Consider the following 26,164-nt stretch of genomic DNA (forward strand, 5'->3'; position numbering starts at 1 on the left):
CTACATAACTCTTTGAAGAGAACAAAAATCTGAATGTAATAAGATAGTACCCATTACCCATATTATAATTAGATTATGAATTGAAGCTTTTTGGAACTAAAATTAGGAATAATTGAGAAAGTAGGGAGGGAAATTTTGCTTTTACCCCATTTTGAAATAATTTCATTTTAGATTTTTCTAAGTTTCTTTCAAAGAGCCTGCAGGGGGCATCTAAACAACAGGAAAAAGCCTTGATTTACAAGGCTTTTTTGTTTTTCTAAAAGATTTTCTCTAGATATTTAGCAGAATCCCAAGATAGTTTCTCAATGTTCCACTTCTTCCTTAAATCGTACTTTTCCTTGGCTGTATAATCTCATAATCTTCACAAAGCGAACTGGATTGTTTTGGTTATACAAAAGAAATACTGAAAAGAATAACCAGCCAGCAAACCACAAACCATAGCCTTCATCACCAATCGGTTGGCCAAATTTTAGAGGAAGAATCAAGAAATACAAAAAGTAATAGATAGACACTATATTTACTACAAAGCGGGCAAATCGATAAGGTAAAGCAGACAGTTGTCTAGGATCAAACTGGTTTTTTACAAACAAATTATGAGATGCTGCAAAGAAAAAGACTTTCTCTGTCGTTGGCTGGGCCTTTCGAACATTTTTATAAAGTGCTCGTTCAAGTATAGCAACCAACAAGGAAAACTGCATCAACCAAAATAGAAGAATACAGGCTAGACTGAACCAGTTATAGACACCAATAAACTTGAGGGAAAAGAAGCCCGAAATTGCAGGTCCACCTACTAGTAAGAGAATTACCAATTCAGGAATAAAAGAATTCGTTTCACCAGCTTTTTCAGTATTGAGCAACTTACTCTTTGGAGCAGCTAAAGCCTCTCCTGTCTTTTGGTCATAATAAACAGCCTGACCATTGCATTCGCCGATAAAGACACGACGGCGTCCGAGAAAAAACATATTGACCTCTTTCTATTTATGAAAACAAGTCTTCAAATTTTGGAATTTTATTATCCTAGTATACCATAAACCAACTTGCTAGGTCATAAGATAGCTAAGAGCCACATCTTGCTAAAAGGTTGACAGAACTTCGCTCCATAGGATATGATGGGAATACCTAAAATTTTAACTCTGCATGATCTTTACGACTTCTACTGAAAAAGCGTTGGAGAGTTCAATTCTATATCTGGAGGTTTCTATGAAAATCTATTATTCAAAATTTGTCGGTGTCGGCTATCTAGTTTTTGCGGTAGGTATATTCTTTCAATTTTTCTTTTTTCTCGCGCATGGATTGATCGACTTTTCTCAGCTCAGTCTTCTCACTGTGGTACCAACCATCCTCTTTTTCACTGCTATCTATGCAACGATTGCAGGCATCAAAAGACTTTCTAGTCGCAGACTCTCCTTTGAATTCACCTTTGAAGGTATTTATGTCTATCCTGGGCTCTTCTTTTCCAAGGAAATTTTCATCCCAAAAGAAGAATTGTTGCGAGCATCTTATGTTGAAGTGGATGTCAGTGACCCTGACCATACCAACAGCAAAGCTTACTATTTAGATTTTGATCTGAGAGAGGTCACCCAGCTAGAAGATATTTCTAAGTCAAATGTTATCATCAATACAAGTGCCCTGATATTGCGACTCGCTCTTAGCCTCTGTCGATTTAGAGAGGAAGAAAAAGCCGAGTTGGCAACCTATCTAAAAGAAAACTACGGCATTGATTTCTTATACTAGCAAGTAAAAAAAGCCCTACATCAGGGCTTTTGTGTTGTTAGCGATTTAGTACTTGCGCTTCAAAGTGGGCAGGTTTATCGTCCAACTTAAACGTCGTGTATAGTTGAATGATAAAAAATTTATGCTTTGAGAACATAGAAAAGCAAGGACATTTCTCCACCCTTACTTCTGATTGATGTTCTTAGTTACGGTAAAACTGGTTATCTTTGTCACTTACAGATTGACCGATAGACAAGACATCTTGGCTGCCATCTGTACCTGTCACTTCGTTTTGGACTCCAGCTGGGGTAAAGATCAGTCGTGCCCCTTGTCCACCACCGACAAGATGAATACCTGTTGAGTAGTAGCCATCTTTTTCCTCTACTTGACCCATCTCGTATTTAAAGGTTCCATTTGAACTTTGGATCGTTACAATTCCATCTGCTGTGACTGTTGCAGTTGTTCCCGCGTAGTTTTCCCAAGTCCCTACAAACTTAGCGTAAGCCTCTTGTGATTTTTGCTTATCTTCCTTTTGTTCTGCTTGAGTGGTTGTAGCTTCTGTCGCACTATTTGTTTCTGACTTCTGCTCCTCTTTTTGGCCTGCTTCAGTTTTACTTGCGGACTCTGTAGTCACCTTGCTTGTTGTCTCCTTTTGGTTTGAAGATGACGTATTCTTGTCAGTCTTTCCACCACAGGCAACCAAGGTCAAGGCAGTCAACAAGGTCAGGACTGATAGGCTCGTATAGCGTAATGTTTTGTTTTTCATAAAAATCTCCTTTGAAATAGACTCAGATAAAAGTAGCTCGTCAGATTTTGCATATATTTGACGGCTGTATCATAGTCTTCAGTGTATCATTTATTTGCTTTTAATTCAATAGCTATCATATGTCGAAAAAAGGCTAATCCAAGTAGGAATTAGCCCTTTTATTTCTAGTTTTGATTTGCTCGTTTTTTAGTAGATAAACATGGCATCGCCAAAGCTAAAGAAACGGTATTTTTCATCGATTGCATGCTGGTAGGCTTTGAGGACCAATTCACGGCCTGCAAAAGCTGAGACAAGCATGACCAAGGTAGACTTCGGCAAATGGAAATTAGTAGAAAAAGCATCCACCACCTTCCAGTCATAGCCTGGCTTGATAAAGATATTGGTCCAGCCAGAGTCAGCCTGGATTTGGCCGTCAAACTTGCTTCCGATAGTCTCTAGCGTACGGATAGAGGTTGTTCCTACAGCAATGACACGGCCACCATTTTCTTTGACCTGACGCAAGGTCGCTGCAGCTTCCTCAGACAATTGGTAAAACTCTGAGTGCATCTCATGCTCATCCAAATTATCTACTGAAACAGGTCTAAAGGTCCCAAGTCCAACGTGCAAGGTTAAGTAGACTAGATGAACTCCTTTTTGCTGAATTTCCTCTAGTAATTCTTTGGTAAAATGTAGCCCTGCAGTTGGGGCTGCTGCTGATCCACTCTCCTTGGCATAGACTGTCTGGTAACGTTCACGGTCAGCCAATTTTTCGTGAATATAAGGAGGCAAAGGCATTTCTCCAAGACTTTCAAGTACCTCTAAGAAAATCCCCTCATATTCAAAACGGACAATACGGCCGCCATGGGTTAATTCCTCGGTCACAACCGCGCTAAGTCGACCATCACCAAAAATAACACGGGTGCCGACCTTGAGACGTTTAGCTGGTTTAGCCAAGACTTCCCACTCATCTCCAGCTGTATTTTTCAAAAGCAAGAGTTCAACATGGCCCCCTGTTTCTTCTTTTTGACCATGAAGTCGAGCTGGCAATACACGGGTATCATTCATAACCAGGGCATCACCTGGCTCTAGCATTTCGATAATAGAGTGAAAGTGGCGATCTTGAAATTCTCCAGTCTGGCGATTGACCATCAAGAGTTTAGAGGCATCGCGCTTTTCCAAAGGTGTTTGTGCAATCAACTCCTCAGGCAAGTGAAAGTCAAAATCATTTGTATTTAATGTCGTCATTCTTCTTTTCTCTTCTCATTTATGCAAATTACTTATCAAAGCGAACTTCTTCAAGTAGATACTCGATGAAGCGTTCACCCATCTTAGACAAGCTAGTTTTCTCATGCTGGATATAAACCAGTTCAATGGGATCATCAATATCAAGTGGAATCGAAACGATATTGTCTCCATTAAGATTACTATTGAGGATACCTGTCGCGATGGTATAGCCATCCAAACCAATCAAGAGATTGAACAAGGTCGCACGGTCACTAACAACGATGGATTTCTTGTGGTGTTCCTGAGACAAAATCTCCTCTGAGAAATAGAAGGAATTATGGGTACCTTGGTCATAGCTCAAATATGGGAAGTCTTCTAGGTCTGCCAACTGCACCTTGTCTCTTTTAGCAAGAGGGTTAGTCTTGCTGACAAAGATATGGGGTTGGGCTGTAAAGAGATGGTGGGCAACTAGATGGTTGTCATCCAACATCTTCGAAAGAACATCTCGGTTATAGCTATTTAAAAAGAGAACCCCCACTTCACTTCGGAAGTTCTTGACATCATCGATAATCTCCCAAGTTCTCGTCTCACGCAAAAAAAGCTCGTACTTTTCCATATCGCTTTTCTTGAGCAAGGAAACAAAGGCATTAACTACAAAGGCATAGTGCTGCGAAGACACACTAAAAAGCTCGCGATGAGCGATTGGGTTCTTATAGCGTTCTTCTAGAAGTTGCGTTTGCTCGACAACCTGACGTGCATAGGATAAAAACTCCATCCCATCACGTGTAAGGGTAATTCCTTTAGGATTTCGGATAAAAATCTCAATTCCCATCTCATTTTCTAGGTCACGAACGGCATTTGATAGACTCGGTTGTGTAATGAAAAGTTGCTTGGCAGCCTCATTCATCGAACCAGTCTCTACGATTTTAATAATATAGTGTAATTGTTGAATTCTCATGTTTTTATTGTACCATACTTGAGGCAATATAAAAAGGAACAGTCACTGAAAGCCAAGTTAGCCGCATATCAGTCTTATTGCAGCTCATAAAAAAGAGGTTGGAAGATTTCCAACCTCTTTTTCTGTTCTAGCAAGTTAAAACTAGCTGTCTTTTCTCCAAAAGATGGCTAATAAAATCATGGCGCCTAAAACTGATGGGATAATAGCCGTATCAGCTAAGATAGGACCCCAAGTTCCAAAAAGCATTTGACCCAGGAAAGCACCAATCCAACCCAAGAACATTTTTCCGAAGCATCCCATCCGTTCTCCACGATTGGTGATAGCTCCTGCTAATAGTCCGATCAAAAGACCGACAAACATACTTCCAATCATAGTTTCTCCTTAAATTGCCCAATCTCCATTGCGGAAGAGTGGTACGCGTGTCCCATCCTCACGGATACCATCGATATCCATTTGGTTAGAACCAATCATAAAGTCAACGTGAACATCTGAACGGTTAAGTCCTGCAGCTTCCAGCTCTTCTTCGCTCATCTCAGCTCCACCAACAACGCTCGTTGCATAAGCGGCACCGATAGCCAAGTGATTTGAAGCATTTTCGTCAAAAAGGGTGTTAAAGAAAGTAATTCCTGATTGTGAAATTGGGCTTGGATCTGGTACCAAGGCACATTCACCCAAGGCACGCGCACCAGCATTCTTAAAGACGAGGTCCTTCATAACCTGATCACCCTTTTCAGCTGTGATATCAACGATTTGACCATTTTCAAAGGTCACCTTGATGCCTTCGATAATATTTCCATTGTAGCTAAGAGGTTTTGTAGACGTTACATAACCATCTGCGCGACGGAAATCAGGGGCTGTAAAGACTTCTTCTGTTGGCATATTTGGCAAGAAACCTTCGCCTTGAGCATTGATTGCTCCGGCAGATTCCCAAACGTGGTTCTTAGGCAAGCCAAGTGTCAAGTCTGTTCCAGGAGCAGTGTAGTGAAGAGCTGAGAATTGTTCTTTGTTGAGCATTTCTGCCTTGCTCTTCAAGATAGCTGCATGTTCTTCCCAAGCTTTAACTGGATCTTCTTCGTAGACACGGCAAGTCTTGAAGATTTGGTCCCAAAGGAGGTCTACTGCTTCTTCGTCACTTGCAGCATTTGGAAAGACTTTCTTAGCCCACTCGAGTCCAGCAGCTGCTGCTACAGTCCAGCTAACCTTGTTAGATTGAGTTGCAATACGCATTGGCTTCATAGCAATTCCCATAGCTTTGGCAGAAGCTGAGAGCTTTTCAGCATCCACTCCGTTCAAGGCACCTGGATCAGAAGAACGAACACCGAGACGACTTGCTTTGTTTTCAAGAAGGTAGTTCATCTCAGCAATCTTGTATTCTGGCACATTGTCCAAACGCTCCATCGGCGCGTGAAGGAATTTCTCACGGTTTACAAAATCATCTGCCCATTGAACGATAACTTCGTGCGCTCCAAGTGCATAGGCTTCTTTGACGATTAAGTGAGCCAACTCGCGTTGCTCCACATCGATTGAGAGTGCCAAAGTATGACCAGGTTGCACGTTAACTCCGTTTGCCACCAATAACTTGGCGTATTTTTCTAGATTTTCTTTAAAATTTGGTAAAACCATCTTGTTTCTCTTTTCTATTTTTATTTCAAATCTTTGAGCATATTTGTCTTACTCAAAATTCTTCCCTTACTAGTATATCACATATATTAGCATTTTAAAAAACAAGCTCATTAAAGCTTGTTTTTATTTAACTATCCAAGAATTGAGAATGCAATATACAGCTATATTGACATAAAAAATATAAGGTGATATTCTGTAGATATACACTAAAAGTACACAGGAGCGAAAAGATAATGGACGAAATCTTTAACAATGAAATTGCAAAACAATTTACTAGTGCTATTCTGGATAAATACTTTTCACCTATAATTTCCAAAACGACTGACAAAGTTAAAACTCTCCTCGATGAGGCAAAAATTAATCTAGGGATTCCATTCCAAGCTTATTTGACAAAATCTTATGAAAAATACAGTCGAATCAAAACGATTATCTACGGAATTGAGCCCAAAAGACTGTATGATTTTTTTGAAGTTCCTTTTTTAAAAAAAGGTTCCGAACTCATCAAGCCCACAAAAACAAGAGTATTAACTGATATCTCAAAATTTTTAATCATTGAAGGTTCTGGTGGAATTGGTAAATCTACTCTCATGAAACACCTTTTTCTAAGTGAATTAGAATTAAAAGACTATATTCCTATTTTTATTGAATTAAAAGATTTCAACGAAGAGGGGCATTTAGAACTTGAGAAATTACTGCTTAAAAAACTAAATCAATTTCACAATACATTCCAAGAAGAATATTTAGATTATGCACTTCAATCTGGATGCTTTTTATTCCTATTGGATGGCTATGATGAATTGTATAGCGAAAACCAAAAAGAATTTTTCAAGAAGTTAAATGATTTTTGTGACAAATATCCTGAAAACCATTATATCCTTTCTTCCAGACCTTATAGCGAATCGGAATTCATTGAATTTCAACGTTTCACAGTTATAAAAGCTGTTCCTTTTAATAAAGAACAAGCCATTAGTCTTATTACTAAAATTGAATATCCCGATGAAGAACTCAAAAATAAATTTATTCGTGATCTAGAGAGTGGTTTATATGATAGACATGAATCCTTTGCTTCAAATCCTCTCTTACTAAATATTATGCTCTCCACTTACAATGACTATGCAGAAATTCCGCAAAAATTACACCTATTCTACTATCAAGCCTTTGATACCATGTTCTCAAAGCACGATGCTACGAAAAGTTATCGACGAAAAATGTTATCAGATTTAAGTTCAGATACTTTTAAAGAGTGTTTTGCAATCTTCTGTCTTCTGACATACCAAAAAGCAAAAACAGAGTTTACCTTCCCAGAGATTGAAGAAATTTTTAAAAAATTTCCTCCTCGAATTAAAAACGTTCTCAATATAGGCAATTTTATCCACGATTTAGAAAACTGTCTGTGTGTACTATACAAAGAAGGAAACAGATACAAGTTCTCCCATCGTTCTTTCCAAGAATATTTTGTTGCTTACTTTCTAAATATACAAACGGATAGTAAGATGCGTGACTATAGTTTTCGTTTAATAGAATCGGGAAAATTTAGGGCCAGTGCAGATTCTGTATTTTTTATGTTAGAGGATATGAATACCCTACGCTTCAATAGCAACATATTGATTCCATTATTAGATAAATTTGAAGAATCTAAATCTGATGAAGAAGACTTATTTGAATATTACATTCTCAATTTTCCCATAAAAATTGAAATTTCTCCTGGTCCTAGCGACTCATCTCTTGGATTAGGATTCTACGAACCAACAGGTAAACTTCAGAGTTTTATTTATTATTTTTTCGACAATACTATTGATTATACAGTCTACAGTACAAGTGATAATAAGCCCCTAATATCATTCTGCGAAGATAATCATTTAATAGAAAAGGTTATAGGACCAGAAGACCTCATTAAAAACAAAGAATTATTGGACTTATTTAAAAACTCTTGGGTCGGTCAACATACACTCTCTCTGACTCACTATAAGCAGAAACTGATAGAAGACCTAAAAGAAGAGGATATAGTCTTAGAGGATTAGTAATCTAGCCGTTGTATATTTATGTTCACAATTAAAAAATAACAGGATTGTCCAATGTCCTGTTATTTTTTTAATTATCAAACATCTCTGTTAAATTGGGGCTAATCTGCCTTCTTAAAACAAATCATCAAACAAACTCAACTGATTGTCCTCTGGCATATTGCCGAGAATGCCCATTTCATCCATTTTTTCAACCAAGGTTGAGGAAAGTCCTCCACGCTTGCGGAGTTCTGTTTTAGAGAGGAATTCTCCCTCTTGACGGGCACGAACCAGTTGCTTGGCAACGTTCTCTCCCAGTCCATCCATAGCAACAAATGGTGGGATGAGGGTATCTCCATCGATGATGAATTCAGTTGCATCACTGCGATAGAGGTCCAATTTGCCGAACTTAAAGCCACGTTCCCACATCTCATTGACGATTTCAAGTGTTGTGTAGAGGTCAATTTCTACGTTGGAAGCTTCATTGTTCTTACGCTTTTCAGCAATTTCTTGTATCTTACGTTTAATGGCATCCAAGCCTGCTCCCATAGTTTTGATATCAAAGGCCTTAGCACGGATGGAGAAGTAAGCACAGTAATAATAAATCGGATGGTGAACCTTGAAGTAGGCCACGCGAAGGGCCATCATAACGTAGGCTGCCGCATGGGCTTTAGGGAACATGTACTTGATTTTTCCACAAGATTCGATATACCACTCAGGCACATTATTGGCCTTCATGGCTTCGATATAACCGTTGCGCTCTTCTTCTGAGATTTTAAGCCACAATCCCTTACGCACTCGCTCCATGATGGTAAAGGCCATCTTTGGATCTAAACCTGCGTGCATGAGGTAAACCATGATGTCATCCCGACATCCGATAACGGTTGATAGGTCCGCTATTCCAGCCTTAATCAAATCTTGGGCATTTCCCAACCATACGTCGGTACCGTGAGACAGACCAGAAAGCTGAAGCAACTCCGCAAAGGTCGTCGGATGGGTTTCATCCACCATCCCTCGAACAAAGTTAGTACCAAACTCTGGAATACCAAGCATACCAGTTGAAGTCCCGATTTGATCAGGGGTCACTCCAAGGATATCTGTACCTGAGAAAAGGTCCATGACATCAGGATCATCCATAGGAATATCATTTGGATCAATACCTGACAAGTCCTGGAGCTTGCGAATCATAGTCGGATCATCATGCCCTAGGACATCGAGCTTGAGGACGTTCTCATCGATATCGTGGAAGTTAAAGTGAGTGGTCTGCCATTCAGCAGTGACATCATCTGCAGGATACTGTACTGGAGTGAAGTCATAGACATCCATATAATTAGGGATAACAACGATTCCTCCTGGGTGCTGACCGGTCGTACGTTTAACACCAGCAGCTCCTTGGGCTAGGCGCTCAACTTCGGCTTCTCGGTAGAATTTGCCATAGTCACGCTCGTAACCTTTAACAAATCCATAGGCTGTTTTAGCAGCCACCGTACCAACCGTTCCTGCACGGAAGGCATATTCTTCCCCAAAGATATCACGAACATCCAAATGGGCGCTCGGTTGGTCTTCACCTGAGAAGTTCAAATCGATATCGGGAACCTTATCCCCGTCAAAACCAAGGAAGGTCTCGAAAGGAATATCCTGTCCATTCTTGCTGAGCTTGTGGCCACAGTTTGGACAGTCTTTATTGGGCATATCAAAGCCTGAACCGTAGGAACCATCCGTGATAAACTCACTGTACTGACACTGACCACAAACATAGTGAGGAGAAAGCGGATTAACCTCGGTAATTCCAATCATGGTCGCAACGAAACTGGATCCAACAGACCCACGTGAACCAACCAAGTAACCCCGTTCGTTTGAACGGTGCACTAGCATTTGCGAAGCCAGATAAATCACGGCGAAACCATTCCCCAAGATAGAGGTTAGTTCCTTTTCAATCCGTAAATCAACGATATCTGGGAGTGGATTTCCATAGATTTCAAAAGCTTTCTTGTAGGTCAATTCAGCGACCGTTTCTTCAGCCTTGTCAATGAAAGGTGTATACAAGTCGCCTTTAACGACCTCAACAGGCTCAAAGATTTCTGCCAAGGCATTGGTATTTTCAATGACAATCTTACGAGCCAAATCTTCTCCTAGAAAGGCAAATTCATCCAACATTTCATTAGTTGTTCTAAAATGTGCCTTTGGTAGCGGAGCTGGTTGGGCAGCTTCTCCATGGCCGATCGTTCGGTTAATCATGGCACCCTGACCGAGACTTCTCACGATGATCTCGCGATAAATCTCATCCTCAGGTTCGATATAGTGGACGTTCCCTGTCGCAAGAACTGGCTTACCGAGACGGTCTCCGACCTCAATCAAGCTCTTGATAATGGTCTGAAGCTCCTCCATATCCTTGACCTGCTCTTTGGCAATCAGAGGCGCATAGATAGCTGGAGGCATCACCTCGATAAAATCATAGTATTTGGCTACTTCGACTGCCGCATCTACACCTTGTGATACGACTGCGTCAAAGACTTCCCCTTCTGTACAGGCTGAACCTAAGATCAAACCTTCTCGATGGGCATCCAGCACCGTACGTGGAATCCGTGGGACTCCTTCAAAATACTGGGTATTAGAGAGGGAAACCAGCTTAAAGATATTTTTCAAGCCCACTTGATTTTTCACATAGATTGTCGCATGCTTGACACGAGCTTTTTTATATGAATCTGGACTGATTAAATCAAGGTTTAATCGTGCCAAGTCCGTCACACCGTGTTTTTCTGCTACTTCTTTGATAAAGATAAAGAGCAGACGGCCAGTTGCTTCCGCATCATAGTTGGCCATATGGTGGTGTTCTAGGGCAACACCAAAACGTTTGGTCAAGGGTCCCAAACCATGTCGCTTGTACTCTGGATAGAGATTTCTAGCGAACTCTAGCGTATCGATGACAGGTTGAGTAATTTTTGGAAGACCGTGACGCTCATAGTTGGCATTCATAAAACCAACGTCAAAGCTTGCATTATGGGCTACAAGAACGGTATCTTTACAGAATTCTTGGAATTCTTTCAGAACTTGAATCAAGGGTTTAGCGTTTTTTACATGATCATCAGTAATCCCTGTCAATTCAGTTGTAAAGGCTGATAAGGGGTGCCCAGGATTGATAAATTCATCAAACTCAGCAATGATATTGCCCTTGTACATCTTGGAAGCGGCCACCTGAATCAAGTCATTATAGATAGCTGATAGACCAGTCGTTTCCACGTCAAAGACTACATAGGTAGCTTCAGAAAGATCCATCTCCACTTCGTTATAGACGATAGGAACACGGTCTTCTACGATATTGGCTTCCATTCCATAAATGAGCTGAATACCAGCTTTCTTGGCTGCCTTATATCCATGAGGGAAAGACTGAACATTGCCGTGGTCTGTGATTGCCACTGCTTTGTGGCCCCATTTTGCTGCTGTTCCAACGATTTCCTCAACCTCAGGAAGAGCATCCATAGTCGACATATTGGTATGGGCATGAAACTCAACGCGACGCTGACCTTCTGGCATCAAGTCCTTACGTTCATAGTGAACAACTTCCTGCACATCTTGCACATTCATGGTCAAATCTCGTGTGAAATTATTGACCTCGACATTTCCACGAACACGGAGCCATGAATTTTTCTTAATGATGTCAAACTTCTGAGCTTCTTCTTCGTTTCGGACCCATTTTTGCATGGAGAAACTAGACGTATAGTCCGTCATCTTAAAATTAATCAAGACACGACCCGTTCTAGTCACTTTATGCTCCACATCAAAGACAACCCCTTCAAAAACCAGTCGATTTTCTTCGGTATTGACCTCAATCATTGGAGTTACCTCTGCCTTGTCGAGTTTAGGCTTAGCAGCTGCCTTCTTGGCTTGGAAATCAAAGACAGGTTTATCCTCAACTGGAGGAGGCGGTGCCATCTGTTCTAACTGTTCCATAGCTCGAAGGGTCTCATCATTGGCAGCCTGAACAATCATTTGATTTTCAGAATGGAAAGCTTCCTGCTCTTCCTTTGTCAAATCTTCATTTTTCTCTAAATGGCATGTAAACTTAGGAAAACCAAAGAGTTCAAGTTGTTCGCTAAGATTTGGCAAGTGGTTTTTTCTGAAATGCTCTGTATCTGCTGCTTCAGAGGCCTCAATAATCAACTGATCATTTTCAAATCGAACCTGAAAATCCTGATACATGGTTCGAAAGCCTTGACTAGAACAAGGGCCATCTGAAAAAGCCTCCCGATAGTAGGCCTGTAAAAGCTCTCTTGAAAAATCTTGATCTTTCGTTTTAATCTCGAAAGTCGCTTGATTTCCTGTTTTTGAAAATTCTTCTTTCAATCCCTTCTTCAATGCTAAAAAGAGTTCAAAGGGCAGAATATTCTCAAAGACAAAACGAAACTCCCAAATGTTACTTTGCTTGTGTACAATAACTTGTTCAATTTCAGCCTGGGAGAAGGCCTCATGATTTCTTATCTCAGCGGGGATACCCAACTGATTCATTAAAATTTCAAAAGTGGTTGACATCCATTTTCCTCACAATATACTCCTTCTATTTTACCATATTTGAAGCAATTTTAGCTATTTCTACCAAACAGAAAAAGAAGCCACAAAGTGACTTCTTTTAAAGTGACGGTGAATTATTCTTCACCTTTGTTTTTCTTAATGATTTCTTCTTGTACTGACTTAGGTACATCTTCGTAGTGGTCGAATACCATCATGAATGTACCACGTCCTTGTGATGCAGAACGAAGAACTGTTGCATAACCGAACATTTCAGCAAGTGGAACGTAAGCACGAACGATTTGGCTGTTACCGTGTGCTTCCATACCATCTACACGTCCGCGACGAGCAGTTACGTGACCCATAACATCACCAAGGTTTTCTTCTGGAACAGTGATTGTTACAAGCATCATTGGCTCAAGGATAGCTGGTTGTGCAGTCTTAGCAGCTTCTTTAAGTGCAAGAGATGCAGCAATCTTGAAGGCAGTTTCAGATGAGTCGACATCGTGGTATGAACCATCGTAAAGCTTAGCTTTAACGTCAACCATTGGGTAACCAGCAAGAACACCGTTAGCCATAGATTCTACCAAACCTTTTTCAACCGCTGGGATAAATTCACGAGGAACCACACCACCGACGATTGCGTTTTCGAATTCGAATCCTTTACCTTCTTCGTTTGGAGTAAATTCAATCCATACATCACCGAATTGACCTTTACCACCAGACTGACGTTTGAAGAATCCACGTGCTTGAGTAGAAGCGCGGAATGTTTCACGGTAAGATACTTGAGGAGCACCTACGTTCGCTTCAACTTTGAACTCACGACGCATACGGTCAACAAGGACGTCAAGGTGAAGTTCACCCATACCAGAGATAACTGTTTCACCAGTTTCAACGTTAGTTTCAACGCGGAATGTTGGATCTTCTTCAGCCAATTTTTGAAGGGCGATACCCATCTTATCTTGGTCTGCTTTAGATTTTGGTTCAACCATCAATTGGATAACTGGTTCTGGAACGTTGATTGACTCAAGGATGATTTTAGCTTTTTCATCTGTCAATGAGTCACCAGTTGTAGTGTCTTTCAAACCAACGGCAGCAGCGATATCACCTGAATAAACAGTGTCGATTTCTTGACGGCTGTTAGCGTGCATTTGAAGGATACGTCCGATACGTTCACGTTTACCTTTAGAAGTATTCAATACGTAAGAACCTGATTGAAGAACACCTGAGTAAACACGGAAGAATGTCAAACGACCTACGAATGGGTCAGTCATGATCTTGAAGGCAAGAGCTGCAAATGGCTCTTCATCAGATGCTGGACGAGTTTCTTCTTCATCTGTATCTGGGTTGATACCTTTGATCGCAGGGATATCAAGTGGGCTTGGAAGGTAGTCGATAACCGCATCAAGCATCAATTGAACACCCTTGTTCTTGAAGGCAGAACCACAAAGTACTGGGTAGAATTCAACGTTGATAGTCGCTTTACGGATACCAGCTTTCAATTCCTCGTTAGTGATTTCTTCACCTTCGAGGTATTTCATCATCAATTCTTCGTCAGTTTCAGCAACTGCTTCAACCAATTTTTCACGGTATTCTTGAGCTTGTTCAAGGTATTCAGCTGGAATATCTTCTTCAAGGATATCTGTACCAAGGTCGTTAGTATAGATTTCAGCTTTCATCTTGATCAAGTCGATGATTCCGCGGAAGTCATCTTCAGCACCGATTGGCAATTGAATTGGGTGTGCATTTGCTTGAAGACGATCGTGAAGTGTGCTTACTGAGTAAAGGAAGTCAGCACCGATTTTGTCCATTTTGTTGGCAAATACGATACGTGGAACTCCGTACTCAGTTGCTTGACGCCAAACTGTTTCAGTTTGAGGCTCAACACCTGATTGTGAGTCAAGAACTGTAACCGCACCGTCCAATACACGAAGAGAACGTTGTACTTCGATTGTGAAGTCCACGTGTCCTGGTGTGTCGATGATGTTTACGCGGTGGTTGTTCCATTGAGCTGTTGTCGCAGCAGATGTGATAGTGATACCACGTTCTTGCTCTTGCTCCATCCAGTCCATTTGAGACGCACCTTCGTGAGTTTCACCGATTTTGTGGATTTTACCAGTGTAGTAAAGAATACGCTCAGTTGTAGTTGTTTTACCAGCATCGACGTGGGCCATGATACCGATATTACGAGTTTTTTCAAGTGAAAATTCGCGTGCCATGAGGTTTGTTTCTCCTATATTTTTTATTTCTATTCTATTATAACACGATTTCAATAAAAACGGATAGGCAGGACCCACCCGTTCTCAATGTTTATCTTGTTTAGTTGGTTTCAACTCGTGAGATGGGAAGTTGAATTGTACTCGGGCTATAGTTAGTTAGCCGATATTAGCTCAATTGAACCCGGGCTAAAAGCTCAAGTTAACTGATTTGAACCCGAGCGAGGCCCGGTGCAAAAAAGATAAACTGCTTTGTGTTCACGGAACACTGCATCAGTTTCCTATTTTTGCCTTGGGCCTTTGCCGCTCTTGGTATCATAATTGAACTCGGGCTAAAAGCTCGGAAAATAGATAAGCTTTCCTAGAATCTTCGATTCTTCGTTAAGCTTCCTAATTTTCAGTCGCTTTTCTAACGCCCTTAGTATCTTAATCTTACCAACGGAAGTGTGCGAAGGCACGGTTAGCTTCAGCCATACGGTGAGTGTCTTCACGTTTCTTAACTGCTGCACCAGTGTTGTTAGCAGCATCCAAGATTTCTTTTGCAAGACGGTCTTGCATTGTGTGTTCACCACGAAGGCGAGCAATTGTTACCAACCAACGAAGTCCAAGTGTTGTACGACGTTCTGGACGAACTTCAACTGGGACTTGGTAGTTTGATCCACCAACACGACGTGCACGTACTTCAAGTACAGGCATGATGTTTTCCATAGCTGTTTCAAATACTTCAAGTGCATCGTTACCAGTAGCTTCTTTGATTTGCTCAAAAGCACCGTAAACGATTGAAGCAGCTGTACCACGTTTACCGTCAAGCATAACGCGGTTGATAAGACGAGTAACTAATTGTGAATTGTAAAGCGGATCTGGCAATACTTCACGTTTTGGAGCTCTATTTTTACGACTCATTTCTCTTTATCCCCTTTCCTTATGCTTTTGGACGTTTAGTACCGTATTTAGAACGGCCTTGTTTACGATCGTTAACACCTGCAGTATCAAGTGCACCACGGACGATATGGTAACGTACCCCTGGAAGGTCTTTTACACGTCCACCACGAAGAAGCACCACGCTGTGCTCTTGCAAGTTGTGTCCGATACCTGGGATGTAAGCAGTAACTTCGATAAGGTTGCTCAAACGTACACGAGCAAATTTACGAAGGGCAGAGTTAGGTTTTTTAGGTGTCATAGTTCCAACACGAGTTGCTACACCACGTTTTTGTGGTGAAGAAACGTTTGTTTGAACTTTTTTATGACTGTTGTAACCAACGTTCAAAGCTGGTGATTTAGATTTTTCTACTTTTGATTTACGCGGTTTGCGAACCAATTGGTTAATTGTAGGCATCTACATTCTCCTGTGTTTTTTTTATTTTTGGTGATGATACACTTGGTGACAGCTATCATCTGTGTGTACTTTTGCAACATTTGTCAGCACGTCCCTGTACACTCTTGAGAGACCAAAAGTAAAAAGTACCGTCTAACATTGTACCACGTTTTTTCTATTTTTGTCAATATATTTCTTCTTATTTTTTGACTTATTTGCTCTAAAATCTCTTTGAAAACGGTCACCTACCAGATAGACTCTTCAACCGACCACATAGACAGAGCTTCTTGTATTTGTCGACAAAATGGTGTTTAATAGATTTGTAAGTAAGAGATCTCTATTACAACTTTATAAAGGAGAAATTATGAAACTCAGACTTGATATTGATCAGCAATACACCGAAGAGCAAATCATCATAGAGGCACCGACCTTGTCCCCTAGAGTTCAAAAGGTTCAGGACTTTGTACAATCCCTGGATCAAAAAGAAACCATCAAAGGAAAATTCCAAGACCAGGTCTACTTGATTCAGATTAGCAAGATTCAGCGTGTATACATTGAAAATCGTAAGGTTCTGGCCGAGACGGATAGCCAAACCTATGCACTTGACATTCGTCTCTACCAAGCAAGTGAAATTCTACCTGCTTCCTTTATCCAAATTTCCCAATCGGAAATTGTCAACATTGATGCAATTAGTCATCTAAAACTAACCTCTAACGGCTTGATTGAAATTTATCTTAAAAACGAAAGTTTCACCTACTCATCTCGCCGTTACCTCAAAACTATTAAGGAGAAATTAGAACTATGAAAAAACAAGTATTTCACGATGCCACAACTGGTATCCTCATCGGCCTCATCCTATCTATTATCTTTTCTTTTATCCACTCACCAAGTAACTACGCACCTCTCAGCCCCAACTCTTTAATTGGGCAATTCATGACCCAACATCAGGTGCATGGATCACTCGTCTTACTTTACTGTCTGCTTATCTGGTCAGCTATTGGAGTCCTCTTTAGTTTTGGTAGCCGTCTATTCGCTCAAGATTGGAGCCTTCTTCGTGCGACTGTCACTCACTTCTTCCTTATGTTGCTAGGTTTTGTACCTCTAGCAATCCTAGCAGGCTGGTTCCCTCTTCACTGGACTTTCATCCTTCAACTCATCCCAGAGTTTGCAATCGTCTACCTCATCATCTGGGTTGTTCTCTATAAGAGAGAATCAAAGAAGGTTGCCCACATCAACCAACTATTAGCTCAGAAAAAATAAGACCTAAAAACCCACTCACAAAACGGAGTGGGTTTTTGCTTATAATTTTTGTTTTAGCTCTAATAAGAGATTCATGGCTTGCATCGGTGTCATATTGTACACATCTACTTGGGCCAACTCTGCTAGGATAGGATTTTCTTCTTTTTCATCAAAGAGAGACATTTGCTCATTGACAACATTCCTTTGGTTGATAGAGATTGGATTTTCCTGACCTTGGCTCTCTAGTTGAGTTAGAATCGCATCCGCTCTTTTTAGCAAGTCTGCTGGCAATCCTGCAATCTTAGCAACGTGAATACCGTACGATTTGTCTGCTGGACCTGGTTCAATCTTATGAAGGAAAGTGACCTGACCATTTTGCTCAAGCGTAGCCACATGTACATTTACTAGATGTTCAAGACTAGCTTCCAGACTGGTTAATTCATGGTAGTGCGTGGCAAAGAGAGTCTTGGCACCAATATGCTCATGGATATACTCGATAATAGACTGGGCTAGAGCCATACCATCATAAGTTGCGGTTCCTCGACCAAGCTCATCAAAAAGAATCAATGAATCCTTTGTCGCATGACTAATGGCATTGTTAGCTTCCATCATCTCTACCATAAAGGTAGATTGACCTGAAACCAAATCATCTGCCGCACCGATACGGGTAAAAATCGCATCAAAAATTGGCAGTCGAGCACTTTCTGCGGGGACATAAGAACCCATCTGAGCCATAACCGCTGTAATGGCTAGTTGACGCATGTAGGTTGACTTCCCACTCATGTTCGGACCTGTAATTAGTTGAATGCTAGTATCTTCATCCATCTGGATACTATTTGGAATATAGGTCTGAGCTCCCATTACCTTTTCAACAACTGCGTGACGACCATTCTGGATATCAATCCGCGACTCTTGCCCAAACTCTGGTCGAATCAGGTGTTGTTTTTCTGCAACTACTGCCAAGCCTTGCAAGACATCGACAGTAGCGATTCCTTGAGCCAGAGCCTGTAGACGTTGGATATACTTGCCAACCTCCTCACGAATACGCATAAAGATTTCGTATTCTAGGTTTGCTGATTTCTCACGCGCCTCTAACATTTCTCCCTCGATACGCGCCAATTCCTCTGTCCCAAATCGCTCAGAGTTTTTCAGCGTAGCCTTGCAGAAAAAGTGAGCTGGTACGTTACCTAGCTGCGAGTTGGTTACATGGAAATAGTAGCCGTCTTTTTTATTGTAGTCAATCTTGAGAGTATTGATGCCAGAGTTTTCTCTTTCCTTGGCCTCAATCTCAGCAATCCAGCTGGTCCCTTCTCTCAGCACACGACGGTATTTGTCCAAGGTCTCATCAAAGCCCGTTCGGATAATACCACCTTCGGTAATCACGTGAGGTGCCTCAGGGGCAATGGCTGCACTAATGAGATTCTCCAACTCTGGGATAGCATCCAGTTGTTCAATTAGATAAGCTAGAGCTGGTTGCTCCATTCCCTCCAATATTGCGCGTATTCGTGGAACACTAGCTAAGGTAGTCGCTAATTGCAAAAGATCTTTAGGATTGCTTTTTCCAAAAGATACTCGGCTAGCCAGACGTTCGATATCGTAGACTCCCTTGAGGCTTTCCGTTAAATCACTGCGCTCAAAGAAATAATCCAGAAAGACTTGCACAACCTCCTGTCGTTCAAGGATGCGGTCCTTATCAATCAAAGGACGTTGAATCCAAGAACGTAGAAGACGCATCCCCATTGCAGTTTTAGTCTCATCTAGCAACCAGAACAGACTCCCTTGTTTCTTACCTGAGCGAGCATTTTCAACCAAATCAAGACTAGCCTTGGTCGCAAAATCCATCTGCAAGAAATCTTTGATTTCATAACGAATAACAGGTTTTAAGTGATTCAACTCTCTCATCTGCGTCCGATGAACATACTGGAGAAGTTTTCCACTGGCAGCTTTTTCAATGGGCGCCAATCTTGAATCCAACAGATGAACGTCTTCATATGTTTCTTGTTCATAGGAAAGTACTAGATTCATTTGACGGCTGAGAATCTGTTCTTCTGCTTCAGATAAGTCGTAGCCAACCACTACTTCTCTAGCCTTGAGATTGCGGATTTCACCACAGACTAGGGAGAAATCGGATAATCCCGTTACATAAAAATCACCTGTAACCAGGTCCATATAGGCTAGTCCATACTGGGAACCTTCACGATCAATAGCCACTAAAAAGTTATTGTGACTATCTGGCTTACTGCTATCAACCACTGTTCCTGGTGTAATGACCTGAACAACCTCGCGCTTAACGACACCAACAGCTTGCTTAGGGTCTTCCATCTGTTCAGCGATGGCAACCTTGTAGCCACGTTCAACTAGAACGTCAATGTACTGTTGGGCAGAATGATAAGGAACTCCAGCCATGGGAATCGGATTTTCAGCATTTTTATTGCGACTGGTTAGTGAGATTTCTAGTATCTGTGCAGCATTGACTGCATCTTCATAAAACAACTCATAAAAATCACCCATACGAAAAAGCAAAAAAGCATCTGGATATTGTTTTTTGATATCCACATACTGTTGCATACCAGGTGATAATTTTTCAGTAGTCATTTACTCTCTCCTTGTAAAAACAGTCCTGAGAGAAGCTCTCAAGACCTTATCTATCTTCCATTAACTCTAGCAAGCGTTCTTCCATGACTTTAGCTGCATGTTGATCCTTACAGATAACCAATAAGGTATTCGCTCCGGCAACAGTACCTAAGATCCACCCATCTTTATTTGAATCTACTACATTGGCTAAAACGGATGCTTCTCCAAGTTTAGTGTGGAGAACCAAGGTGAATTCGGCTCTTGCAACACCTTCTAAGTGATGTGATAGGAATTCGACCAGATCAATCTTCTCTGTCTCATTTGCTAGCACATAGTAGACAACATCGTTTTTTTTAACTTTGGTTAAGCCAAGCTCTCGCAAATCACGGGATAAGGTCGTCTGTGTCACAAAGACATCACAGGCTTCCAATCGATCTTGAATTTCCTTTTGAGTTCCTAATTTTTCTTCTGTAATCATTCGTTTGATGAGCTGATGACGTTCTCTTTTTCTCATAAGATCCTTTCGATTGCATATTTATAACATTTTACATTTTTTTAGTAAGAACATTATATCAAAAAAACTGGATATTTCAAAAAATATCTCTTCTTTCAAAAAAAATGTAGTAAATTATGATAAAATAGTAGAAAAGCCCTAAAGGAGCCCTAAATGAATACAAAAGAATTGATTGCTAGCGAGTTGGCTAGCGTCATTGATAGCCTGGACCAAGAGGCTATTTTAAATTTACTAGAAACACCTAAAAACTCAGATATGGGAGATATCGCCTTCCCTGCCTTCTCATTGGCAAAGGTCGAACGTAAAGCTCCTCAAATGATTGCTGCTGACATCGCTGAAAAGATCAATAGTCAAGCCTTTGAAAAGGTTGTAGCAACGGGTCCTTACGTCAACTTCTTCCTTGATAAGGCTGCAATTTCTGGTCAAGTTCTACAAAACGTTATCACTGAAAAAGAGCACTACGCTGACCAAGAGATTGGCAATCAAGAAAATGTTGTCATTGACATGTCTAGCCCTAATATCGCTAAACCATTTTCAATCGGTCACCTTCGTTCAACAGTTATCGGAGACAGCTTGTCACATATCTTCCAAAAAATCGGCTATAAAACTGTCAAGGTCAACCATTTGGGAGACTGGGGTAAACAGTTTGGGATGTTGATTGTTGCCTACAAGAAATGGGGTAATGAAGAAGCAGTTAAGGCTCATCCAATTGACGAACTCCTTAAGCTCTATGTCCGCATCAATGCTGAAGCTGAGAACGACCCAAGTTTGGATGAAGAAGCACGCGAATGGTTCCGCAAACTTGAAAACGGCGATAAGGAAGCTCTCGCTCTTTGGCAATGGTTCCGCGATGAAAGCTTGGTAGAATTTAACCGTCTCTACAATGAGCTACAAGTTGAATTCGACAGCTACAACGGAGAAGCCTTCTACAATGATAAAATGGATGCAGTTGTAGACATCCTTTCTGAAAAAGGACTATTAGTCGAATCAGAAGGTGCTCAAGTTGTTAATCTCGAAAAATATGGAATTGAACACCCAGCTCTTATCAAGAAATCTGACGGTGCAACTCTCTACATCACACGTGACTTGGCTGCGGCCCTCTACCGTAAAAACGAATACCAATTTGCCAAATCAATCTATGTCGTTGGTCAAGAGCAATCAGCTCACTTTAAACAACTCAAGGCAGTTCTTCAAGAGATGGGTTACGATTGGAGCCAAGATATTGTCCATGTTCCTTTTGGCTTGGTTACAAAAGAAGGGAAAAAACTTTCTACTCGTAAAGGGAATGTTATCTTGCTAGAACCAACTGTTGCAGAAGCCATCAGCCGTGCTAAAGCGCAGATCGAAGCCAAAAATCCAGAACTTGAAAACAAAGACCAGGTCGCTCATGCTGTTGGGGTTGGGGCCATTAAATTCTATGACCTTAAAACTGACCGTACAAATGGATATGACTTCGACCTTGAAGCTATGGTATCCTTCGAAGGGGAGACTGGCCCTTATGTTCAATACGCCTACGCTCGTATCCAATCAATCTTGCGTAAAGCTGATTTCAAACCTGAAGCAGGTGCCAACTATAGCTTGAACGATGTTGAAAGCTGGGAAATCATTAAGCTAATTCAAGACTTCCCACGTATTATTAAACGTGCAGCTGATAATTACGAACCTTCTATCATCGCTAAATTTGCAATCAGCTTAGCTCAAGCCTTTAACAAATACTATGCCCACACTCGTATCTTAGATGAAAGTCCAGAACGCGATAGCCGTCTAGCCCTTAGCTATGCAACAGCAGTCGTCCTCAAAGAAGCGCTTCGTCTGTTGGGTGTAGAGGCGCCAGAGAAGATGTAACTCGCCAAAGTTACTTGATTGCAAAGCAATCTAAGTAACTAACGCCAAATCCTATTCGGACTTTGGCTAGGCGCCTCACTAGTCTTTCGATAGAAATATTATCGATTTCTACCGAAAGACGTCGTAATCTTCAAGTGACTGTAACTAAAATTCATAATTGTTAGACGCTAGCCGCTTTTATGCGGACTAGCTAACTGCTTCACTAGTCAAGCTCCCTAAATATAATCGATTTAGGGGCCACGACGTCGTAAATGAGGCGATTTGCCTAAACGCCTTACTAATGCATCCAAATAAATAATATCGACTTATTTGGATGCATGTCGTAATCTATTAAATTAATTTATTGCTAAGTAAGCTAAGTAACTAACGCCAAATCCTATTCGGACTTTGGCTAGGCGCCTCACTAGTCTTTCGATAGAAATATTATCGATTTCTACCGAAAGACGTCGTAATCTTCAAGTTACTGTAACTAAAATTCATAATTGTTAGACGCTAGCCGCTTTTATGCAGACTAGCTAACTGCTTCACTAGTCATGTCCCCTAAATATAATCGATTTAGGGGCCACGACGTCGTAATGAGGCGATTTACCTAAACGTCTTACTAATTAATAACAAGTAGCTAGGCGCTTACAGTATTATCACTCGAAAAATAAAAAACTTTACTTTTATCTAACCACTTACTTCTTTATCACCTAGGGAGAATTTTTATGAGCCAGTATGCTTATATTCTAGTTGTTATCAGTCTTCTTTTTCTCTTTCTTGTCAACAAATATGAAAAAGAGAAACTTCAAAGACTGCTTCAGGACCAACTATTGAAAGATCCAGATTTTCGTGCAACTATCAAAGAGAAAATCCAAACGATAGAAAATATCAATGATGTCATTGACTACATCAACAAAGGTTACCGTTTAGGAATTCCAATTGCAAAAGAAATCGTTGACGAAATTCGCAACTAACAAAAAGACTCGAGATGACATTTCTCGAGTCTTTTTATTTATTTCTGACAGCTAAGATTCCTACCAGGATAACAATCCCTAAGGATACCATGGTTCCAACTGGTGCTACATTTTCATCAAAAATTTTCTCAGAGAACAGTAGCAGAGCAATCGCTAATAGTAGCAAGGCACTGCATAGCATAATATCCTTGAAGCTTGGTTTGCGTTTTATATACTTTAAAAATGATCTCTGTAATTTACTCATTTGAACTGTTCTCTTTTGAAATAATTCTATGAACCATGGGATAAAAATCTAGCCCAGCATCTCTATCCTCTTACAAGGATTCAAGTTCATAAAGTTCAGCAATAATCCCAGCAACCTTTTTGATATCTCCTAGCATTCCGCGCATTTCAAAGTCAGCTAGGACTGGAAAACCAAAGCGCTGGCTGTATTGCTTGGCGGTCAAACAGTATTGGTTGTTAAAATTGCGGTTACCCGATCCTACGACACCAAAACACTTGCTAGCATTATCACCATATGCGATAAAGTCACCTACTGGAGTGGTCAAGATTTCCACATCTCCATTGTCAACTCCATTGCCACCTTCGAGGTAAGTCGGTAGAAAAGCCACATATGGGTTGGTCATTTCAAAGAAGTCTTCTCCATCCTTGACCAAGTCTTTAATATGAATTTTTTCCACATCAATATTCGCATATTGCTCCAACAAATAAGCTTTCAAACGTGTTACAAAACTCTCCGTGTTGCCACTTAGACTGATATAAACTAAGGAAATTTTTTTCATCTTTTCCTCCCTCTTTCTCGAATCCAAAAAAATAACTACCAAGATTGTATCTTGATAGTTATCCTTTGTCAACTCTTAGGCGAGTTCTTCCTCTTGAGATTCTGTTAATTCTTTTTGCTGACGCCATATTTTATAGAAGACGATTCCCAAAAAGATAACATTGATGACGATGAATATGATAGTGGTTACTTTTGACATGACTTCCATTCCTAAACGTAGGGTGTCATCTTTAATCAATTGCATAGCATCTTGTAGATTCATATTGTCATGGACTAGTCCAACAATAGCTAGCAAGGCATATCCAACATAAGTGTAGTTTGCCAACTGCAGGTTCTTACGAATTAAGAAAACAAAGGCTACTACAACTAGGATAGCAGATAGAATAATGAGTATCGTGTTAAAAATAGAGTGAGATGACTCTGACACTTGGTGGGCATAGTTAACAGCATCTTCTATTTGTTGAGCACTAAGTGTCCCAACATTTTCTTGACTAGCACGAAGGGCGTCCTTACTAGGTACTGGAGTGAATATTCCAACTACTGCCAAGGCTGAACTAATCGCTGATAAGACCAATAAAACCCATAGATAGATTGGTTTCTTTTTCATAAAAGTAACCTCCTCATATTTTTGAATTTATTATAGCATATTTTAAGATGGATGACAAAAGTTAGAGGGTGACTTCAATCTGCTTGCGGTAGGCCTTCGGAGACTTTCCACATAGTTTTCGAAAGACCTTGTAGAAATACCCTACATTACTATAACCAACCGTATAGCAAATATCCTCAATACTATCGTTTGTAGACAGCAAGAGTTGCTGGGCTGCCTTAATCCGTTGCTTATTGAGAAGCTCAGCAAAGGTTGAATTGGTTTCCTTCTTGATTAACTGACCTAAATACACAGGATTGATAAAGAGATCCTTGCTGATATCCTTGAGAGAAAGTTCTTTTTTGTAGTCTCTACCAATGACTTCGAGTACACTGACAACATTCTCATTCATGCGGTATTGGCCAAAGAAGGACGTCAAAGTTTCCTTGGTATAAGCCACTAAATCTTCAAAGTTTGTGATGGCATGAATTCTTTTGACAATATCTGTCATATCATCTGCTTTCAGATGCTCAAAGAGGTGGAAGACATCCATCACAAACTGAGTAAAGAGTTGCTTGGTAATGGACACCCTCGGTGTATTTTCTAAGACAATCTTCTCAAGCAAATTCAACTCTTCGATAATCTGCTGAAGATTTCCTTGGATAATAACTCGATAAATGGGTTCATAATAAGAAAAGAGACTCTCAGATTGATCGAGGTTTACAGTTCCATAGAAGAGTGCTTTTTCAACGTCAAATTTCCATTTTTCAAAGTTTGCCTGATAAGGTGACTCAAAAGGCATAACGAGTAAACCATCGAATTTCTGGGTTGCAATCACAATCTGCCAGTCCTGACCTAAAACATAGTAAGGAATGACAAAATCCCCTTGTTTCTCTTGGGAGAGTCCAATCCACCAGTTTTCTTTTTGAGACAGGTGTGCTTTAAATGCTTCGTCGTCTAACTTTTGGCTCAACATTTCTGGTTCATGCACTTTCTCACGAAGCTGACCAAGGATTTTCTCAAGTAAATGCTCCAGTTCAACCTTATCAACTGGTTTGACAAGATAATCTACAACATTGAGGTTCATGGCTTTCTTGACATAGTCAAATTCTTGATAGCCGGAAAGAAGGATATAGTAAGCCTCTGGCAAGAGTTCCTTCATTTCCCCAATCATTTCAAGTCCTGTCTTGCCAGGCATGTTGACATCAGAAATGACGATATCTACGGGATGTTCTCGAACATAGTCCAAAGCGTCGTCAGCATGATTGGCTGTTGCAACGACTTCCATATCCCATTTTTCAAAAGGGATCAAACGCTTAAGTCCTTCTGTAATCATGTACTCATCGTCAACTAATAGTACTTTATACAT

General features: G+C 40.6%; 22 protein-coding genes. 6 read left to right on the forward strand and 16 right to left on the reverse strand.

The genetic code is table 11. The features are described 5' to 3' along the window. Positions 1-302: 302 nt before the first annotated feature. Positions 303-962, reverse strand: a complete 660-nt coding sequence (locus tag KBU52_RS06585) for a hypothetical protein (protein ID WP_254724849.1) — start codon at positions 960-962, stop codon at positions 303-305. A 238-nt stretch (positions 963-1,200) separates the two neighbouring features. On the opposite strand from KBU52_RS06585, the gene KBU52_RS06590 reads away from it, so the two are divergent. Further along, a complete protein-coding gene (locus KBU52_RS06590) occupies positions 1,201-1,734 on the forward strand; it encodes a hypothetical protein (RefSeq protein WP_004250745.1) in 534 nt (177 codons plus the stop codon). Between the two features lie 181 nt (positions 1,735-1,915). Here KBU52_RS06590 and KBU52_RS06595 read toward each other — a convergent pair whose 3' ends face one another. The 5 genes from KBU52_RS06595 to KBU52_RS06615 all read right to left on the reverse strand — a co-directional run bounded on the left by KBU52_RS06595 (position 1,916) and on the right by KBU52_RS06615 (position 6,263). Then, on the reverse strand, positions 1,916-2,479 hold the full coding sequence (locus tag KBU52_RS06595; protein ID WP_225749979.1) for an ABC transporter substrate-binding protein: 564 nt from the start codon (positions 2,477-2,479) through the stop codon (positions 1,916-1,918). Positions 2,480-2,665: 186 nt separating this feature from the next. Further along, the gene (gene queA / locus KBU52_RS06600; RefSeq protein ID WP_254724850.1) at positions 2,666-3,703 is read right to left on the reverse strand and encodes a tRNA preQ1(34) S-adenosylmethionine ribosyltransferase-isomerase QueA; all 1,038 of its coding nucleotides are present in this window, start codon (positions 3,701-3,703) and stop codon (positions 2,666-2,668) included. A gap of 28 nt (positions 3,704-3,731) precedes the next feature. After that, positions 3,732-4,640: a LysR family transcriptional regulator gene (locus KBU52_RS06605; RefSeq protein ID WP_004250738.1), complete on the reverse strand. Its 909-nt coding sequence runs from the start codon at positions 4,638-4,640 to the stop codon at positions 3,732-3,734. 141 nt (positions 4,641-4,781) lie between these two features. Beyond that, positions 4,782-5,012: a GlsB/YeaQ/YmgE family stress response membrane protein gene (locus KBU52_RS06610; protein WP_006149365.1), complete on the reverse strand. Its 231-nt coding sequence runs from the start codon at positions 5,010-5,012 to the stop codon at positions 4,782-4,784. 9 nt (positions 5,013-5,021) lie between these two features. Further along, positions 5,022-6,263 (reverse strand): aminopeptidase, encoded by a 1,242-nt coding sequence (locus KBU52_RS06615; RefSeq protein ID WP_016466266.1) that lies wholly within the window; start codon positions 6,261-6,263, stop codon positions 5,022-5,024. Positions 6,264-6,496: 233 nt separating this feature from the next. Here KBU52_RS06615 and KBU52_RS06620 point away from each other — a divergent pair, with 233 nt between their 5' ends. After that, positions 6,497-8,284, forward strand: coding sequence for an NACHT domain-containing NTPase (locus tag KBU52_RS06620; RefSeq protein WP_254724851.1), 1,788 nt, complete (start codon positions 6,497-6,499; stop codon positions 8,282-8,284). A gap of 114 nt (positions 8,285-8,398) precedes the next feature. Here KBU52_RS06620 and KBU52_RS06625 read toward each other — a convergent pair whose 3' ends face one another. From KBU52_RS06625 to rpsL, 4 genes are all read right to left on the reverse strand, one after another. After that, positions 8,399-12,793: a PolC-type DNA polymerase III gene (locus KBU52_RS06625; RefSeq protein WP_254724852.1), complete on the reverse strand. Its 4,395-nt coding sequence runs from the start codon at positions 12,791-12,793 to the stop codon at positions 8,399-8,401. Positions 12,794-12,906: 113 nt separating this feature from the next. Further along, positions 12,907-14,988, reverse strand: a complete 2,082-nt coding sequence (gene fusA / locus KBU52_RS06630) for an elongation factor G (RefSeq protein ID WP_049495285.1) — start codon at positions 14,986-14,988, stop codon at positions 12,907-12,909. 429 nt (positions 14,989-15,417) lie between these two features. Beyond that, positions 15,418-15,888 carry a 30S ribosomal protein S7 gene (gene rpsG / locus KBU52_RS06635; protein WP_004250722.1) on the reverse strand — a complete coding sequence of 157 codons (471 nt, stop codon included), beginning with the start codon at positions 15,886-15,888 and terminating at the stop codon, positions 15,418-15,420. A 19-nt stretch (positions 15,889-15,907) separates the two neighbouring features. Then, entirely contained in the window at positions 15,908-16,321 is a 414-nt protein-coding gene (rpsL, locus tag KBU52_RS06640) for a 30S ribosomal protein S12 (RefSeq protein ID WP_001142332.1), read from the reverse strand. 343 nt (positions 16,322-16,664) lie between these two features. Between rpsL and KBU52_RS06645 the strand changes: the two genes are divergently transcribed. After that, on the forward strand, positions 16,665-17,105 hold the full coding sequence (locus KBU52_RS06645) for a LytTR family DNA-binding domain-containing protein (protein ID WP_254724853.1): 441 nt from the start codon (positions 16,665-16,667) through the stop codon (positions 17,103-17,105). Next, the gene (locus tag KBU52_RS06650) at positions 17,102-17,560 is read left to right on the forward strand and encodes a DUF3021 domain-containing protein (RefSeq protein WP_254724854.1); all 459 of its coding nucleotides are present in this window, start codon (positions 17,102-17,104) and stop codon (positions 17,558-17,560) included. Before KBU52_RS06645 ends, KBU52_RS06650 begins: the two co-directional genes overlap by 4 nt. A gap of 39 nt (positions 17,561-17,599) precedes the next feature. On the opposite strand, the gene mutS is transcribed toward KBU52_RS06650, so the two are convergent. Together mutS and argR are read right to left on the reverse strand one after the other, a co-directional pair. Further along, positions 17,600-20,134: a DNA mismatch repair protein MutS gene (gene mutS / locus KBU52_RS06655; RefSeq protein WP_254724855.1), complete on the reverse strand. Its 2,535-nt coding sequence runs from the start codon at positions 20,132-20,134 to the stop codon at positions 17,600-17,602. A 46-nt stretch (positions 20,135-20,180) separates the two neighbouring features. Next, entirely contained in the window at positions 20,181-20,627 is a 447-nt protein-coding gene (gene argR, locus KBU52_RS06660; RefSeq protein WP_004250715.1) for an arginine repressor, read from the reverse strand. Between the two features lie 153 nt (positions 20,628-20,780). On the opposite strand from argR, the gene argS reads away from it, so the two are divergent. Both argS and KBU52_RS06670 read left to right on the forward strand, forming a co-directional pair. Next, entirely contained in the window at positions 20,781-22,472 is a 1,692-nt protein-coding gene (argS, locus tag KBU52_RS06665) for an arginine--tRNA ligase (RefSeq protein ID WP_254724856.1), read from the forward strand. Positions 22,473-23,179: 707 nt separating this feature from the next. Continuing rightward, positions 23,180-23,428: a MarR family transcriptional regulator gene (locus KBU52_RS06670; protein ID WP_254724857.1), complete on the forward strand. Its 249-nt coding sequence runs from the start codon at positions 23,180-23,182 to the stop codon at positions 23,426-23,428. A 34-nt stretch (positions 23,429-23,462) separates the two neighbouring features. On the opposite strand, the gene KBU52_RS06675 is transcribed toward KBU52_RS06670, so the two are convergent. The 4 genes from KBU52_RS06675 to KBU52_RS06690 form a co-directional block, all read right to left on the reverse strand. Continuing rightward, complete coding sequence (locus KBU52_RS06675; RefSeq protein ID WP_004250709.1) at positions 23,463-23,672, reverse strand: hypothetical protein; 210 nt, start codon at positions 23,670-23,672, stop codon at positions 23,463-23,465. A gap of 70 nt (positions 23,673-23,742) precedes the next feature. Continuing rightward, entirely contained in the window at positions 23,743-24,210 is a 468-nt protein-coding gene (gene nrdI / locus KBU52_RS06680; protein WP_214262685.1) for a class Ib ribonucleoside-diphosphate reductase assembly flavoprotein NrdI, read from the reverse strand. Positions 24,211-24,285: 75 nt separating this feature from the next. Beyond that, positions 24,286-24,816, reverse strand: a complete 531-nt coding sequence (locus tag KBU52_RS06685; protein WP_254724858.1) for an ABC transporter permease — start codon at positions 24,814-24,816, stop codon at positions 24,286-24,288. Between the two features lie 61 nt (positions 24,817-24,877). Then, positions 24,878-26,164 carry a response regulator transcription factor gene (locus tag KBU52_RS06690; RefSeq protein ID WP_254724859.1) on the reverse strand — a complete coding sequence of 429 codons (1,287 nt, stop codon included), beginning with the start codon at positions 26,162-26,164 and terminating at the stop codon, positions 24,878-24,880.

Origin of the sequence: Streptococcus sp. 9.1(2021) (genome assembly GCF_030466425.1) — a bacterium.
Lineage (GTDB): Bacteria > Bacillota > Bacilli > Lactobacillales > Streptococcaceae > Streptococcus > Streptococcus wuxiensis.